This window comes from Streptomyces sp. NPDC036813, assembly GCF_055609245.1.
This window is the reverse complement of the sequence record NZ_JBVJPV010000037.1, coordinates 1-15,472: the sequence shown is the minus strand read 5'-3', so window position 1 is coordinate 15,472 and position 15,472 is coordinate 1. Positions and strand designations below refer to the sequence as shown.

The following is a 15,472-nucleotide window of genomic DNA, read 5'->3' as shown; positions in this document are numbered from 1 at the left end:
AACGGACCTATCCAGGAGGGCTCCGACGCCGTGATCACACCAGCCACGGCAAGATCATCTCACCTCTGGCCAGCAGTTACGGGACAACCTCTAGTCGCGCTACGACCGCGACCCTGGTTACCGTCCGCCTGAGCTCAGGCGGTGCCTGACTCAGGAGCGGGTGCGGCTGGAGCCCGTCCTGCTGCCGGACCTCGCGGCCGGGTGGCCGCCGATGCCGCCCGCCGCACCCTCGCCGTCGTCGTCGCCCTCGCCCGCGTGGGCGCCCTCCCCCCTCGCCTGGGGCAGACGGCGCCGACTGAGCGTCTCCGCCCGTCACCGGGGAGTGCCGTACCCGCCTCGAGCGGCGCCCGCCTCGAGCGGCGCCCGCCTCGAGTGGCGCCCGCCTCGAGTGGCGACCGCTCACCGAGCCGGGCCAAACTGGTGGGAACGTATCGTTCGGGGGCCGCACGCCGGGAGGCGCCAGTGGCACGCGGCAACAACACGGACGTGCTCGTGGCGGGGGCCGGGCCGGTCGGATTGACCACGGCCCTGGAGCTGCGTAGGCACGGGGTGACCTGCCGGATCGTCGACCGGCTGCCCGAACGCCTCCCGTACGCCAAGGCGGTCGGGGTCCAGCCCCGGACCCTGGAGATCTGGGACCGGATGGGACTGGTCCGTGCGGCGCTCGAGGCGGCCGTTCCGCTGCGCGGCCAGTTCGTGTACGTCAACGGTGCCGAGCAGGGCCGCTACGACCTGACTCTGCCGCCGGAGGTGCCGTACGGGTTCGCCGCGCTCCCCCAGTACGAGACCGAGCGTCTGACCGAGGAGGCCCTCGCTCGCCACGGCACCTGTATCGAGCGCGGCAAGGAACTCGTCTCCTTCGAGCAGGACGCGAAGGGGGTGACCGCCCGCCTGAGCCACGCCTCCGGGACCGAGGAGGAGGTGCGGGTGCGCTACCTGGTGGGCTGCGACGGCGCGCACAGCGCCGTCCGCAAGGGCCTCGGCCTCGCCTTCGAGGGCGGCGCGTTCGCCGAGGAGTACATGCTGGGGGACGTCGAGGTCGACTGGGACCTGCCCGAGGGGTACGGACTGCGCGCCATGCACCTGGACGGTTCGGGTGTGGTCGACGACGTGCTGGTGTGCATCCCGCTTCCGGGCGTGAAGCGGTACCGCATGTCGATGCGGGTGCCGCCCGAACTGTCGACGCTGCGGCAGGAGGAGGCGGTCCGGTCGGGACCGGAAGCCGTCGGCGGTGACAGCGTCGCCCACGGTCTGGAGGGCCGTCGGGCGCCCGGCCTGCCGGACATCCAGGCTGTGCTGGACCGGCTTTCTCCCCAGCGCACCATGGCGTCGGCCCTGCGCTGGTCGTCGGTGTTCCGGATCAGCCACCGCATCGTGGACCGGTACGGCGAGGGCCGGGTGTTCGTCGCCGGAGACGCCGCCCACATCCACCCGCCCACGGGCGCCCAGGGCATGAACACCGGTATTCAGGACGCCTACAACCTCGCCTGGAAGCTCGCCCTCGTCCTCGCGGGCAGGGCCTCCCGCGCGCTGCCGGCGTCCTACGACGCCGAACGCCGCCCGGTCGGCGAGGAGGTCGTGGGCCGCACCGTACGCCACGCCACCGCAGGCGGCGTGCAGGCCGACCCGGGCGATCCCGGGACGGTGATGCTTCGCGAGGCCCAACTGCTCGTCGGCTACCGCGGCAGCCCCGTCGTCGACGCGCCCGGCGACGGTCCCGGCCCGCGGCCCGGCGATCGTGCCCCCGACTGCGGCGGGCTCACCTGCCCGATCGCCGCCTACCCGATGCGCCTGTACGACGTCCTGCGCGACCGAGGCACCGTACTGCTGCTGTACGGGCCGCCGCGGTCGTACGGCACCGATGGCGTCGCCTCGTACGAGGAACTGGTGGCCGGGGCGCGCCTGAGGTCCGGTGGGCGCGTGGACGTGTGCGCGGTGACTCCGGCGGGCGAACCGCTCGACGGCGTCCCGGTCACGGTCGCCGCTTACCTCGACCGGGACGGCGAGTTCGCCTCGCGGTACGCCGTCGGCGCGCAGGAGCCGACAGCCCTCGTGATACGTCCGGACGGATACCTCGGCGCCCGGCTGGAACAGCCCGGGACCACCCGCCTCGCCCGTCACCTCACAGCGGTGTTCGGCACCGACGGCGACACCGCCCGCCCGGCGTTCGGTCAGGGGTGAGCACTGCCGCTCCGCGGGTCGGCGAGCAGCAGGCCTGCCTGATTCACCGTCCAGCGCAGGGTGCGGACGGGACGGGAAGCACCGGACCTGCGCTCCCGTTGCACGGTGTAGAGGTCCCAGAGCCGGATCAAGCCGTCGCCGCTCCTCGGACGCATTGGGTGCCGCCCGCCGTCTCGCTGACTGTCACAGCGCCCACCGGTCCTCGGCATTCAGCGCCGCAGCACGCTTCTTGGCGACGTCACCCGATACGGGCCAGTGTTACCGGCTCCTCGGCCAGGCCTTCTCGGTTGACCTGAGCATGCGGGAGACTCTCAGACGAGCCCGCCGAGTCGGCTTTCCTGTGCGGGGTGACCTCGTCCGATGCCAGCGCGGAGATCGCTCAACTCCTCGCACGGGCGGCAGTCGGCGTTGATCTGATGCCTGTTACGAGGTGGCGTCGGCCCACAGGTCAGTGCTGTGAGCCTCGATCAGGGCGCTGATGCGGGTGAGTACGTCACTTACCGGCTGCAGGGCCAGTCGGCGTCCGTCCCGCAAGCGCAGAGCGACGTGATCGTCAGCGGCCTCCTTGGCTCCGACGACGGCTTGGTAGGGGACCGGGCGGGCTTCCCGGATCCGGGCTCCCAGGCTGTGTCGGAGATCGGGAGAATGACCAGCTGGGTGGGGGCGAGCCAGGCGAAAGGCGCCGCCGTGCTGTTCGATGAGATGGGCGACGGCACGTTCCACACTGCCGATGATGCTGCGGTGGACCATGACCGGGCGGTGTTTGGCGCCGTCCGCGCCGATGGCGTCGCCGTTGCCCCCCGTCACGACGGGGAGGTGTCCTGCACGCACCGGTTTCGGGTTCACCCGTACGTCCCGGAAGCGTACGAACTCGCCCTCGTAGGTGGCGACGTCGTCGCGCCACAGGGTCCGCATGGCTGCGAGGTACTCCTCCGTGCGCCGCCCCCGCCGGGCGAACGGCACGGCCAGCGCGGCGAACTCCTCGGCCGACCACCCGATGCCCACCCCCAGGGTCAGCCGTCCGGCCGACAGCACGCCGAGACTCGCCGTCTGTTTGGCCACCACGACGGGGTTGTGCTCGGGCAGCAGCAGGACTCCCGTGGCGAGCCCGATCCGGTGCGTCACTGCCGCCGCGAACCCCAGCATGATCAAGGGGTCGAGCCAGTCGGCGTCCGGCGGCACGGCGATGCGGCCGTCGTCGGAGTACGGGTAGCGGGAGGCGGGTGCGTCGACCATGACGACGTGCTCACCCGCCCACAGCCGGCTGAAGCCGTACTTCTCGGCGGCCCGTGCCACGGCCCGTACGACCTCCGGACCGGCCCCGTCCGCAATGCAGAGGGCATGCAGGCTCACCCGCATCGCGCCGCCTCCTGCGACTGTCAAGGATCCGCCCGCCGGAGCACGGGGGCGGAGTCGTCGGACCTCCACCGTCGACCGACCGTAACAGGGTCACCCGGCCCTGCCTTGACGCCGTGCTGCACCGACCGGACCCATCACGCAGCACCGACCTCGTGGACCATGAGGGGTCTCGGCGGCCAGCCGGGTGTACGCCGCCCCGCACATCCCCTCGTCTGCTGCACTGGCCTCTTCCTTCGGGCCGGGCGGGCGGTCGGCAGCGGTAGTGTGTACAGGATCAAGTACCGCTTGGTGAAGGGGTGTTCGGTCGATGCAGTGGATGACCCGAGTGGATGTCGCGGCTGCACCGGACAGACTGTGGAGAGTCGTCGCGGACGTGGAACGCTGGCCCGCGTTCATCGCGACGATGCGGCACGTCGAGCTCCTCGGTGACGAGGAGTTCGGGCTGGGTTCGGTGGTGCGCATCAGCCAGCCGCGGATGCCGGTGCTGACCTGGCGCGTCACCGAGTGGACGCCCGGCCGGTCGTTCACCTGGCAGGCCCGATCCGGCGGGGTGACGACGGCCGCCAGCCACGCCGTGACGCCCCTGCACGACGGCAGCACGCTGACCCTGGGCATCGACCAGACCGGGCCGGCGGCCCCGCTCGTCGGCCTCCTGCTGGGCAGGCAGACGCGACGTTACGTCGAATTGGAGGCGTCGAGCACCAAGCGCCAGGCCGAGAGTGCTGCCTGACACCGACCGCCGAGACGAGCCGCGGGACGCGCGCGCCGAGGCCGCACACCCTTGGACTGGGCAGCGGCCCCGCCGCCCAGCCGCGAGGTGGGGGACAAGAAGCCCATCTCGCACGGCTGTTCCGGCGGGGCCGGATGCGCGTTGGTCTCGGATGCGGAGGTCGAACGGGCCCTTGTCCAAGAACTTCATCGAGTCCACGTTCTCGGCCGTCCACCTGCGGCCGAGGTCAACTGAGGCGCCGGCTCCGGCACCACCTGACCGGTTCCTGTGGCCGCATGTGCGAGGAACGCGTTTGCAGCGTTCAACCAACCGACGTCCGTCTTCGACAGAATGCGATGCGTTCCGGTGAAGCGACACGCTCCCGCCTCATCACTGACTGCACCGTTCGCCGTCCGTGGCAGAGGGGAAGCGAACGGTCAGAAGGGGCAGAAAGTATCCGACGAGAGGCCCCATGCACACCGCGACGAGTACCGTCCCGACCCCGAAGCTTCCACCGAGAGCCCAGCCGATGCCGACGACGGTGACGTCGATCGTCGTACGCACCACCGCTACGGGTAGGCGGGTGAGTCGGACAAGTCCGGTCATGATGCCGTCGCGTGGGCCAGACCCGAACTGTGCACCGAGGTACAGCGCATCAAAGAACGCCAGTGCGACGAGGCCGACTGCTAGGTAACAGCCCTCGGCAAATGTCCCCTGAGGAGCGGGGAGCAACGCGGCGGTGGCGTCTGCGGTGAAGCCGACGATCGCTACGTTGAGGAGCGTGCCGAGGCCCGGCAGTTCGCGCAGGGGTATCCAGGCGATGAGCACCAGGAGTGAGATCAGGTTTGTGGCCCATCCGAATGAGATGCCGAGGCTCTTGGCCACACCGTCCGTGAGTACGCTCCAGCTGGCTGTGCCGAGACCGGACTGGACGAGCACCATGACAGCCGCGCCGTACCCCGCCAAGCCGACAAGGAGTTGGAGTATGCGACGCACCGTTCGGCCTGCGCGGAGTTGGGTGAAGGCGTTCATGCGCATCACCGCAGGGTCTTCGTGACGGGCGGAGATGGACAGGTGTGCAGTGGAAGCGGGGGGAGCCATGGCACAAGCCTCTACGCCATCTGGACTCTTAATCCATAGCCAGATTGCTTAAGCTGGTTCGGTGAAAATCAGTTCGCACACGGTTGCGCGCATGTTGGGGGCCTGGCACGAAGGTCCCGGGCCGGCGCACCAGCGTCTCTCCGACAGACTGCGGCTACTGGTCCTGGACGGGCGTCTCTCCCTCGGGGCGACGCTGCCGAGCGAACGCGACCTCTCTACCGCTCTCGGCGCGAGCAGAACCACCATAGGTGCCGCCTACCGCACGCTCGTCGAACACGGGTATCTCGCCACGAGGCCGCGCGCCAGGGCGACGGTGCGCCTCCCTCAGGTCACACGGTCCGAGCCCCCGACCAGTACCGAATCGGCGACCATCGACCTGTCGTTCGCCGCGCCACCGGCACCCGTCGAGATCCTCCACGCCGCTTTCGGGGCCGCTCTTCAACAGCTGCCGCGGCACTTCGAGCGGCACGGCTACGACCGATTTGGCATCGCAGAGCTGCGGGAGGCGGTCGCCGGGTGGTATCAGCGCAGAGGGCTCCCCACCGCCCCCGACCACATCATGATCACCAACGGTGCCCAGCACGCTCTCGGTCTCCTGGCGCGCACGCTCCTGACCCCACGCGACAAGGTCCTGATCGACCATCCCACCTACCCCCATGCGATCAGGACGTTCATCGACGCACGCGCCCGACTCCTGCCGGTGGCCGTCGGGGCGTCCGGCTGGGATACGGCGCAACTCCAGGTGGCGGGGCGTGAAGCGCAACTGGCTTACCTGATCCCCGACTTCCACAACCCGACCGGGATGTGCATGTCGTCGAGCGTGCGCCGCCGACTCAGGCTGGCCTGTCCCACGATCATCGACGAGACCATGACCGACCTGGCTCTGGACGGCGAGAGACCAGAACCCTTCGCAGTACACATGCCGACCGCCGTCAGTGTCGGCTCGGTTTCCAAGAGCGTCTGGGGAGGCCTCCGTATAGGCTGGATCCGCGCCGTGCCCTCACTCCTGGAACGCCTCGAACAAGGCCGCCCCGCTACAGACCTCGGCACCCCCGTCGTCGAACAGCTGGCCACAACGGTCCTCTTGGAACGGTGTCAGACTGAACGGGCTGACACGCTCCGTCAACTGCGATCGCAGCGCGACGCACTGTGGCACACCCTCACCGAACACCTGCCCGACGTCCACACACGGCGACCGACTGGAGGCCTGACGCTTTGGGCAACGTTCCGTGAGCCCATCAGCTCGCGGCTGGCAGCGATCGCACCGAACTTCGGAGTGACCATCGCAGCCGGACCACGGTTCGGGATCGGCGGGGCCTTCGAACGTCACGTCCGGCTGCCGTACACGCTCCCTGCGAGTCAGCTCACCGAGGCAGTCCACAGGCTCGCACAGGCACAGCTGGCGCTCATCCAAGGCGGTACCGGAACCCACGATCCCGCACCCGTTGCGTGAGCGTCGACAACGCCGTGACCCGCAGCACCTAGGAGTCCGCTGAACTGTGAGAAACCGCCTTGAACCCCGGACCCCGTGGCTGGCTCAAGACAGGGCGGCAGCCCCTGCACAACGGCGCGCACAGCTCTTCCGGACGCACCGCACGGTTCGTCCCGCCCGTCGTGCGGCGCTTGCGGGGGCGTGACCGTCTGGGGCAAGAAGGGGGCAAGAACCTGGCCGGTGTCGGTGATGTCAGGTTGCGCTGGACGGGCGGGCTGGTGGCGGCCAGGGTGTCAGGTGCTGTCGGCTGGCATCGCAGAGGCACAGAGCAACTGATTCCCCGAGTCCGTCGTTCATGGGATCAAGTCTGGGTTGCGATCGTGGCAGCTGGTGTCGGGTGCGGTGCGGGCTTTCGGTCGTTGATCAGGAAGCCGTCGGCTACGCGTCGGGTGCATGGCCCCATTTTGGAGACGCCGTGCCCGCCGGAGGAGTTGGTGACGAGCACGCTGCGCGGCATCTGTGCGTGCACCCCGCGCGCCCACGTGATGGGGGTGGCGCCGTCGTAGGTGTTGCCAACCGGCAAGATCGTGGGAACGTCGTCGAAGTGCAGGGCTTTGCCGGCGTTGGGCAGAGACGCCACGGGCCATGCGGCGCAGGCGCAGTACTGCCGGCTCACGAATTCGCCGAAGTGTGGTGCGGCCGCCATCGCCTCGGCGCTGTACTTCGCTGCGGCTTCAGTGGTGCGAGCGTGGTGTGTGCGGACACAGAATGGCCAACCTTGTGCCGGGCATTGAGTTTTCGTCGCCAGTGTCGCCAGTGTCGCCGGCGTCGTCCTGGTCCTGCGCGGAGAGTCCTCCGCCTCCCGCAGCTGCCACATAGGTTTGCCGTTCCCGTTGAAGGCGGCGGCCAGGGCCTTTTGTGGATCGCAGGCCAGTCCGTCTCTTCGTGGGTGGCCTCGGAGAGGAGCGCGTCCCGGAGGGCGGTGTCGTCGAGGGGCGGGGTGTATGTGCCGGTGGGCAGGATGCCCCGACCGGGGCGGCGCACGCCGGAGCACCTGTCTGCCTGCCGAGGGTCTGTCGATCAGGCACAGGCCGCACCGCGTGCGGGCGTGCGCTTACTCGATCGTGTGGACCTGCGGGTACGTGAGGTGTTCCGGCGGCATGAGCTGTTCAGCAAGGCCGCACCGCCACGCGATGACCGTTCGCGCCCACCCGTTCCTGGGAAGGCCCGCACACCCGCGCTCACCTGGTCCAACACGGACGGCTGCTACGTCAACTACTCCGACATCGACCTGGACACCACCCTCAACACCTCCCGACAGAGCGCACATCAGCTCTACTGCAAAACCAACTACACCCGGCTGCAACGCACCAAGCGGCGCTAGGACCCCCACAACGTATTCCGCCACGCCCAGTCAATCCGCTGTAGCACCGGCCAACGCGCCACGGGGAACGCCGACCAACACAAGGGCCAACAACTACCGCAGTAGGGATGTGTACCTGCCCGGGGGCGACCTCGCGGAAGCAGTCTGACGTGTCGCTGCGACCAGCCCCTTCGCAACACGTCCAGTACCGCATCAGGTGAGATTCGCCCTAACCGCTTGTCAGGCAGAGCCAGGTTCCAGGATGTACGGCGGCGCGGCAGGGCAGCGGTCGCCTGGCGCGGCATTACTGTCTTGAGGGTGACGGGAAACAATGCCGACCGGCGGTGGTCCGAGTCCATGCCGGCTGCCTATGAGCAGTACCTCGTGCCGGTGGTGTTCCAGCCCTTTGCCGAGGACCTCACCGCGAAGGCGGCGGCACTCCACCCTCGGCGCGTCCTGGAACTGGCAGCAGGCACAGGTGTGTTGACACAAAGTCTGCTCGCGACGGTACCGTCGGCCGAAGTGACGGCTACCGACCTGAACGAGGCCATGGTGGCTTTTGGGGCGGCCCGGGCCCCGGGTGCGGTGTGGCAGCAGGCCGACGCGCAGCGGCTGCCGTTCCCGGACGCGAGCTTCGACCTGGTGGTCTGCCAGTTCGGCGTGATGTTCTTCCCCGACCGTGTCGCGGCATACACCGAAGTCCGGCGGGTGCTGACCTCGGGCGGCCGGTTCTTGTTCAACACCTGGGGCCCCTTAGGGACGCACGCCTTCGAGGTCGCGCTGCAGGCAGGGCTGGAGCGGGCCTTTCCGGGCGACCCACCCCAGTTCCTCCCTGCCGTGCCGCATGGCTACGCCGACCCCGCTGTCGTTGTCGCTGATCTGACGGCTGCCGGGTTCGCCGTCGAGGAGGAGCAGGAGCTGACGCTTCAGGGCCGGGCCGCGTCGACCGCCGACCTCGCCACCGGATACCTCACCGGGACACCGGTAAGCGCGGCCGTTGAGGAGCGCGGCGTCGGGCCAGATGCCCGGGCAGCTGTCATCGGGGAGATGACGGCCCGTCTTGGCCCAGGGCCGGTCACCGCCCCGATGACGGCGTACGTCTTCCGCGCCGCGGCCTGAACGCAGGACGCGCCGGCGTCAAGGGTCGGGGTGTGGGTCGACAGGTCTAGGCCACCGTGCCGTCGGCTTCGTGGCGTAGGCGCGTGCGACCCGCAGGCAGCGCTCGGTCAACTGCCTGCTCAGCCGCCGCAGGAGCCCCGCTCGCGATCACCATGCTGACCGCGCGGCGACGAGGGCGACCCGGCGTGCGGCACGCACGAAGGCGCGCTCCCTGCTCGCGCTCCGGCCGCGTCGGGATTCGTACCCCCCGCGCTGCCCAGCCACCCAGCCCCTCGCCGGCCGGCTCAGGTCCTGCTCTCGTCCCGTACCGACAGCAGGCCGGCCAGGCCACGCAGTGCTGTCTCGGCCTCGGTGATCAGAGAGCGGACGAGGTCGGCGGCTGGTGCAACGTCGTGGATGAGGCCTGCGCTCTGTCCCGTGAGCGGAATCAGTTCGTGTGCCGTGCCCTCGCGCATCGATGCTCTCACCTGGGCCTGCAACTCCTCGGCTGCGGCCGCGGCGCTCTCGGGGCGGTCGTTCCATTCTTCTACGAAGGGGGTACGCAGCGCGCGGGGTACGGTCTCGTAACCGCCCTCGGTCGGCCCCGGCAGGATCTGATCGACGAACTCGACCTTGACGGCGTCCTGACTGGCGGCAGATACGATCCGGGTCTTCCAGGCGTCGGCGACCCCGCACTCGGCCGAGGCCAGGAATCGGGTGCCGATGTTCACGCCCTGTGCTCCCAGAGCCAGTGCCGCAGCCAGTCCCCGGCCGTCGGCGATACCACCTGAGGCGAGCACGGGCAGCGGCCTCACCGCGTCGACGACCTGCGGTACCAGTGCCATGGTGCTGACCCGCCCGCTGAACCCGCCGGACTCGGTCCCCTGCGCGCTGATGACGTCAACGCCGGCCTCGGCAGCCCGTGACGCCTGCTCGACCGTGGTGACCTGCTGCACGAACACCGCCCCGGCGTCGTGGACGCGTCCCACAAGATCCCGCGGCTCGCCGAGCGCGAAGGACACGACCGGCGGGGCAAGAGCGAGGATGTTGTCGAACATCTCCGGGTCGAACGGCCGCCGGGTCATGTTCACCGCGAACGGCCGACCGGTGAGATCACGCAGCCGCGCAATATCGTCACGGACCTGCGCGGGCGTGCGCAAAGTCGTGGGGACACTGCCAAGGGCCCCGGCGTCGCTCACTGCCGCGACGAGCTCCACGCCCTGCTGCCAGGGGCCGCCGAGCGGCCCTTGCACGACCGGCACCTCGATGCCCAGCACCTCGCACACCGGTGTCCACAGCATCGCTTCTCCTTCGGACCATGGGGGAACGCGAGGGACCCCGTCCGCAGTAAAAGCCTAGGACGCTTCCCTCAGTGGCGCGCGCTCGGCCGCGTCCGACCCCCGGCACGGGATCGCCAGGGAGGTGAACCGCCAGGCACGGGATCGGTGCGGTGTCGCCGGGGGCCGCCCTTGAACGATCGGCCCCAGACGCTTCACCGTGTACCTGCACCCACCTCCCGCGGTGCAGCCGAGCCGACATGTGCAGCGGCACGACAGAAAGCATGCGGCGATCTCGGTGGACGTCGTCGCCGTCGTGGAGACCGAGGCGGCGTCTGCCTGCCGCCCCGACCTGGCAGGGGAAGAGCCAGCCGGCCCATGGATGCCGCGTCGCCCTGCGGTGAGCAGACTGGCGACCGTAGCGGCTGCTGCATGGGCGACGGGTGCGCCCGACGAAGCGACCATCGCCCGGAACCCGACCACTCCAAAGCCGCGCCGTCCCATGACCGTCCGACAGCCGCCACCGCCCAGATAGACCAAGGGTTTTTCCACACTCGCATTCCACTGAGTCGGGCGAGGGTCCACCAGTCGGTGGACCCCAAGTTCAACCAGTCGCTGCTGTCGGCATCACACCAGCGACGAAGAGCATGACTGCTATGAAGAATCTTCCCGTACGCATGGCTCGTTGGAGCGCCGCCCACCCCTGGCGGGGCATCGGCGCCTGGTTTCTCTTCATCGTCCTGTGCCTCGGTATCGGCATCTCCGTCGGTACCAACACGGCGACCACCGAGGATTTCCGCATCGGTGAGGCGGGACGCGGCGAGGCGATCGCCGCGGAGGCCGGGTTGCAGCAGCGCCCCGTCGAACATGTTCTGATCACCGGGAAGCCGGGCACCGGAAAGCTCGACATCGTTGCGGCCCAAACGGCCGCCGCCGACGTCGCCGCCCGGATGCGCAAGCTGCCTGAGGTGCTCTCCGTCACCGCCCCGATAGCTGGAGCGGACAACACCGCGGTCCGGGTCACGGTCACCATGAAGGGGCCGGAACTGGAGGGCAAGAGGCACGTCGACCCGCTGATCGAGCAGACCGCGGCCGTGCAGAAGGCCAACCCCGAACTACGTGTCGAGGAGACCGGATCGCCCTCCATCAGTAAGGGTGTCGACCAACTCCGCGGCGACGACCTCGCGCGCACGGAGGTGATCGCCCTGCCGGCCACCCTCATCACCCTGTTGCTGATCTTCAGCTCCGTGGCCATGGCCCTTGTACCGCTGCTGCTCGCCCTGTCCTCGATCGCAGCGGCCGTCGGCCTGACGATGGTGGCCTCACACGTCTTCCCCGACAACGGCGTCAGCATCAACGTCATCCTGCTCATCGGGCTCGCCGTCGGCGTCGACTACACGCTCTTCTACCTCAAGCGCGAGCGTGAGGAAAGGACCCGCCACGGTGGCCAATTGAGCCCGCAGCGCGTCGTCGAACTCGCCGCTGCCACATCCGGACGGGCTGTCGTCGTCTCCGGCCTCGCCGTCGCCGTCTCCAGCGCCACCCTCTACCTGGCCGACGACGTCATCTTCTCGTCCATCGCCACCGGCGCGATCCTCGTCACCCTCGTCGCCGTCATCAGCTCCCTGACCGTGCTGCCCGCGGTTCTCGCCAAGTTGGGTATGCGTGCCGAGCGCCGTGCCGAGCGTCGAGCGGCTCGGGGGCTGGCGCCGAAGTTTCAGAAGGCGTTCAAGACCGGCCCCGGCCGCCTGACCGCCGCCGTGCTGCGTCCCGTCGCCAAACACCCCATCGCCACCCTCACCGTCACCGTTGTCGCACTGCTCGCCCTCGCCGCCCCGGTCCTTGGCCTCAAACTCACCGACATGGGCCGCGAGACGCACTCCCGCTCCATCGAAGCCATGCAGGTCTACGACCGGCTGAACGAGGCCTACCCGGAGCTGAAGTCCATGCACCAGGTCGTCGTCCGCGCCGACGCCGGCCGTTCGGCCGAGGTGACGGCTGCACTGCGTGAACTGGCCGCTGACGTCAAGGACGACCCGCGCCTGAGCGGAACCTCGCGGCTGACCACGTCGCCCGACAGGCGGATCAGCATGCTCCAGCTACAGGTTCCGTACTACGTCAGCAGCGACGAGGCCCGGTCCTCGCTCAAGGACATCCGCGACACCTACATCCCGGCGACCGTCGGCCAGATAAAGGGTGCCGAGTTTGCGGTGACCGGTGACGTCGCCCGCTACACCGACTACCCGGCCCACCAGGAACAGAAGCTGCCGTTCATCATCGGGGCGCTGCTCCTGGTCACCTTCGCCATGACTGTCTGGGCGTTCCGCTCCGTCGTCCTGGGCCTGGTCGGCATCCTCCTCAACCTCCTCTCAGCGGTGGCCTCTCTCGGCGTTCTCGTCGTGGTCTTCCAGCACACTTGGGCCGAAGGTCTGGTCGACTTCACCTCCACCGGTTCGATCGGTGCCCGTGTCCCGCTGTTCCTCTTCGTGATCCTTTTCGGCCTGTCCATGGACTACCAAGTCTTCGTGATCAGCCGGATCCGGGAGGCCGCCCTGCGTGGAGTCCCGACCCGCAAGGCTGTGATCGAGGGCGTCGGCAGCTCGGCCGGAGTGGTGACCGGCGCCGCCGTGATCATGGTCACGGTGTTCGCCAGCTTCGCGGCTTTGCACCTGATCGAGATGAAGCAGATCGGCTTCAGCCTCGCGGCCGCCGTACTCCTGGACGCCTTCGTGATCCGCATACTGGTCCTGCCGTCCTTGATGCTCCTGCTGGGAGAGGCCAACTGGTGGCCCTGCCGTGGAGTGCGCCGTGCCCGCGGTAGCGCAGAACGGGGCTCCAGCTCCCTGGAATCGGTAGGCTGATCGACTCAGCCCGCCGGCCCTCAACTCCCTTGCGAACGAGGTGAAACACCGTGAGTCAGTGGCAGCAGCAGTCGGGCGACCGGCTTGCCCCGGTTCGTGTTCGCCGCTGGAACTCGGCAGGCTGGGTCCTGTTCGGTCTGCTGCCCCCGGCCGTCGCCGTGCTCGACGCGTCGCAGGCCCGGAGATGCTGGTTGCTCGGCCTGCTCGCTCTGATCGCGCTGTGTCACACCGTGGTTCTCGCCCGGCCGGACAACCCAGTCCTGCGTCCCCGAACCTACCTCGCCGTTCTCGCCCTGGTCCTCGGCGCGACGTCCTACCTCCTGGATGGCGGGGGCGCCTTCTATGTGGTGTCCCTGCCGCAGTTCTGGCTCTTCTGCCGCGCCCCGCGGGACGCGATCACCCTCAGCGGGGCCGCCGCGGCCCTCACCGTGTTCGGCGGCACGCTCGGCCAGGGCTGGAGCCCTCAGTTCCTCACAGGGAACGCGGTGTTCACTGTCGTCGCCTACGCCGCTGGTGTGGGTCTGGGGCTGTGGGTGCACCGTTTCGTCGGCCAGAGCAGCCAGCGGCAGGAGCAGCTGACCGCAAAACTGGCCGTGACCCAGGAGGAGTTGGCGAGCATGTATCAGCAGCAGGGCGCTGCTGAAGAGCGCGAACGACTCGCCCGGGAGATCCACGACACCCTCGCCCAGGGCTTCGCCTCCATCGTGGTGCTAGCGGAAGCCGCCCGTGCGGCCACCCTCACCGACCCCGTACGGTGCGCTGAGCAGCTCACTTCCATCGAGCAGACCGCGCGCGAGAACCTGGCCGAGGCCCGGGTACTTGTCGGCTCCGCCCCTGATGGCGGCGTGGCACCCGGCTCGCTGGCCCCCACCCTGCGCAGGACCCTCGACCGTTTCGTCCAGGACACCGGCCTCGCCGTCACCGCCGAACTGCCCGACATCGACCTGGACCAGCGCACCCGGGTAGCCTTGCTGCGCTGCACGCAGGAGTCCCTCGCCAATGTGCGCAAACACGCGGGCGCCTCCACCGTCAGTGTCGTCCTCACTGAATTCGCGGGCGATGTCGAGCTGGAGATCACCGACGACGGCTGCGGCTTCGTCGTCGAGGAGTCCCATGGTTTCGGCCTCGACGGCATGCGTCGACGGCTGGCGGAACTCGGCGGCGAACTCTCCGTCACCAGCTCCCTCGGGGACGGCACCCGTGTCCTTGCCACCCTTCCCACGCTCAGTCAGGACTGACCATGAACGCCACCGCATTCGACCGGATCCGTGTCGTCGTGGCCGACGACCACGCCGTGATGCGCGCCGGAGTCATCGCCCTGCTGGCCAACGAGCCGATGATAGAGATCGTCGGCCAGGCGGGCGACGGCCGCGAGTGCGTCGATCTCGTCGAGCGGCTCGCCCCCGATGTAGCCCTTCTCGACCTGCGCATGCCTGTGCTCGACGGTGTGGCTGCCACCACAGAGATCGTTGCCCTGCCGGTCGCCACTCGCGTGCTGATCCTCACCACGTACGACACGGACGCCGAGATCGAACGAGCCGTGGAGGCGGGCGCGGTCGGGTACCTCCTCAAGGACACCACCCGCGAGCAGCTCGCCGACGCCATCCGCTCGGCGGCGCGCGGTGAGACGGTCCTCGCGCCCAAGGTCGCGGAGCGCCTCGTGGCCCGGATGCGCCGCCCCAAGCCGGTCGTGCTCACCGCCCGCGAGCGGGACGTGCTGCATGCGGTCGCCGACGGCCTGTCCAACGCCGAGATCGGCCGGCGCCTGGTCATCGGCGAGGCCACGGTGAAGACACATCTTCTGCGGGTCTTCGCCAAGCTTGACGTCAGTGACCGCACTCGCGCCGTCGTCGTCGCACTGGAACTCGGACTCCTCACGCGCCCCTGATCCCGGGCACCATAGCGGGAACGGCACTGATCTACCGGGGGCCCGCCAGCAGGGTGACGTGCCGGAAGAGCCACCGGGCGGCGTGTTCACCGAACCCGATGATCATGGGCTAGAGGTTGTCCCGTAAATGATCTGAGGCATGCAGGCTGACCTGCTCGTTTGCCTGTCATCCGGTGAGGGTGAGGTTGTGCAGGCGGGCGATG

General features: G+C 69.1%; 12 protein-coding genes and 2 pseudogenes. 8 read left to right on the top strand and 6 right to left on the bottom strand.

The window, feature by feature from the left end; genetic code table 11:
* Nucleotides 1–462 precede the first annotated feature (462 nt).
* A complete protein-coding gene (locus tag ACZ67Q_RS39110; protein WP_471192326.1) occupies nt 463–2,181 on the top strand; it encodes an FAD-dependent monooxygenase in 1,719 nt (572 codons plus the stop codon).
* Here ACZ67Q_RS39110 and ACZ67Q_RS39105 read toward each other — a convergent pair.
* From ACZ67Q_RS39105 to ACZ67Q_RS39095, 3 genes and pseudogenes are all read right to left on the bottom strand, one after another.
* The gene (locus ACZ67Q_RS39105) at nt 2,172–2,312 is read right to left on the bottom strand and encodes a hypothetical protein (protein ID WP_471192323.1); all 141 of its coding nucleotides are present in this window, start codon (nt 2,310–2,312) and stop codon (nt 2,172–2,174) included. The two genes, ACZ67Q_RS39110 and ACZ67Q_RS39105, sit on opposite strands and share 10 nt — an antisense overlap.
* A 292-nt stretch (nt 2,313–2,604) precedes the next feature.
* Nucleotides 2,605–2,964: pseudogene (locus ACZ67Q_RS39100) on the bottom strand (His/Gly/Thr/Pro-type tRNA ligase C-terminal domain-containing protein); the annotation flags it as partial.
* Between the two features lie 12 nt (nt 2,965–2,976).
* Nucleotides 2,977–3,540: pseudogene (locus tag ACZ67Q_RS39095) on the bottom strand (TIGR03619 family F420-dependent LLM class oxidoreductase); the annotation flags it as partial.
* A gap of 316 nt (nt 3,541–3,856) precedes the next feature.
* Between ACZ67Q_RS39095 and ACZ67Q_RS39090 the strand changes: the two are divergent.
* Entirely contained in the window at nt 3,857–4,270 is a 414-nt protein-coding gene (locus ACZ67Q_RS39090) for an SRPBCC family protein (protein ID WP_471192320.1), read from the top strand.
* A 369-nt stretch (nt 4,271–4,639) separates the two neighbouring features.
* On the opposite strand, the gene yczE is transcribed toward ACZ67Q_RS39090, so the two are convergent.
* Nucleotides 4,640–5,281 (bottom strand): membrane protein YczE, encoded by a 642-nt coding sequence (gene yczE / locus ACZ67Q_RS39085; protein WP_471192317.1) that lies wholly within the window; start codon nt 5,279–5,281, stop codon nt 4,640–4,642.
* A gap of 130 nt (nt 5,282–5,411) precedes the next feature.
* Here yczE and yczR point away from each other — a divergent pair, with 130 nt between their 5' ends.
* Nucleotides 5,412–6,803: a MocR-like transcription factor YczR gene (gene yczR, locus ACZ67Q_RS39080; RefSeq protein WP_471192314.1), complete on the top strand. Its 1,392-nt coding sequence runs from the start codon at nt 5,412–5,414 to the stop codon at nt 6,801–6,803.
* Between the two features lie 340 nt (nt 6,804–7,143).
* On the opposite strand, the gene ACZ67Q_RS39075 is transcribed toward yczR, so the two are convergent.
* On the bottom strand, nt 7,144–7,488 hold the full coding sequence (locus ACZ67Q_RS39075) for an alpha/beta hydrolase (RefSeq protein WP_471192311.1): 345 nt from the start codon (nt 7,486–7,488) through the stop codon (nt 7,144–7,146).
* Between the two features lie 420 nt (nt 7,489–7,908).
* Here ACZ67Q_RS39075 and ACZ67Q_RS39070 point away from each other — a divergent pair, with 420 nt between their 5' ends.
* Entirely contained in the window at nt 7,909–8,166 is a 258-nt protein-coding gene (locus tag ACZ67Q_RS39070; protein WP_471192308.1) for a BBE domain-containing protein, read from the top strand.
* A gap of 336 nt (nt 8,167–8,502) precedes the next feature.
* A complete protein-coding gene (locus ACZ67Q_RS39065; protein WP_471192305.1) occupies nt 8,503–9,264 on the top strand; it encodes a class I SAM-dependent methyltransferase in 762 nt (253 codons plus the stop codon).
* A gap of 284 nt (nt 9,265–9,548) precedes the next feature.
* Here ACZ67Q_RS39065 and ACZ67Q_RS39060 read toward each other — a convergent pair whose 3' ends face one another.
* A complete protein-coding gene (locus tag ACZ67Q_RS39060; RefSeq protein ID WP_471192302.1) occupies nt 9,549–10,520 on the bottom strand; it encodes an NAD(P)H-dependent flavin oxidoreductase in 972 nt (323 codons plus the stop codon).
* Between the two features lie 656 nt (nt 10,521–11,176).
* On the opposite strand from ACZ67Q_RS39060, the gene ACZ67Q_RS39055 reads away from it, so the two are divergent.
* From ACZ67Q_RS39055 to ACZ67Q_RS39045, 3 genes are read left to right on the top strand one after another with little or no spacing between them, the layout of a single operon-like run.
* Nucleotides 11,177–13,381: an MMPL family transporter gene (locus ACZ67Q_RS39055; RefSeq protein ID WP_471192299.1), complete on the top strand. Its 2,205-nt coding sequence runs from the start codon at nt 11,177–11,179 to the stop codon at nt 13,379–13,381.
* Between the two features lie 50 nt (nt 13,382–13,431).
* Nucleotides 13,432–14,619 carry a sensor histidine kinase gene (locus ACZ67Q_RS39050; RefSeq protein WP_471192296.1) on the top strand — a complete coding sequence of 396 codons (1,188 nt, stop codon included), beginning with the start codon at nt 13,432–13,434 and terminating at the stop codon, nt 14,617–14,619.
* A gap of 2 nt (nt 14,620–14,621) precedes the next feature.
* Nucleotides 14,622–15,269, top strand: a complete 648-nt coding sequence (locus tag ACZ67Q_RS39045) for a response regulator (protein ID WP_471192293.1) — start codon at nt 14,622–14,624, stop codon at nt 15,267–15,269.
* Nucleotides 15,270–15,472 lie beyond the last annotated feature (203 nt).

Excerpts from the sequence above, each read along its gene's own strand:
- ACZ67Q_RS39075 (WP_471192311.1), bottom strand. The coding sequence starts at position 7,488 with ATGGCGGCCGCACCACACTTCGGCGAATTCGTGAGCCGGCAGTACTGC.
- ACZ67Q_RS39055 (WP_471192299.1), top strand. The coding sequence starts at position 11,177 with ATGAAGAATCTTCCCGTACGCATGGCTCGTTGGAGCGCCGCCCACCCC.
- yczE (WP_471192317.1), bottom strand. The coding sequence starts at position 5,281 with ATGAACGCCTTCACCCAACTCCGCGCAGGCCGAACGGTGCGTCGCATA.
- ACZ67Q_RS39065 (WP_471192305.1), top strand. The coding sequence starts at position 8,503 with ATGCCGGCTGCCTATGAGCAGTACCTCGTGCCGGTGGTGTTCCAGCCC.
- ACZ67Q_RS39090 (WP_471192320.1), top strand. The coding sequence starts at position 3,857 with ATGACCCGAGTGGATGTCGCGGCTGCACCGGACAGACTGTGGAGAGTC.
- ACZ67Q_RS39045 (WP_471192293.1), top strand. The coding sequence starts at position 14,622 with ATGAACGCCACCGCATTCGACCGGATCCGTGTCGTCGTGGCCGACGAC.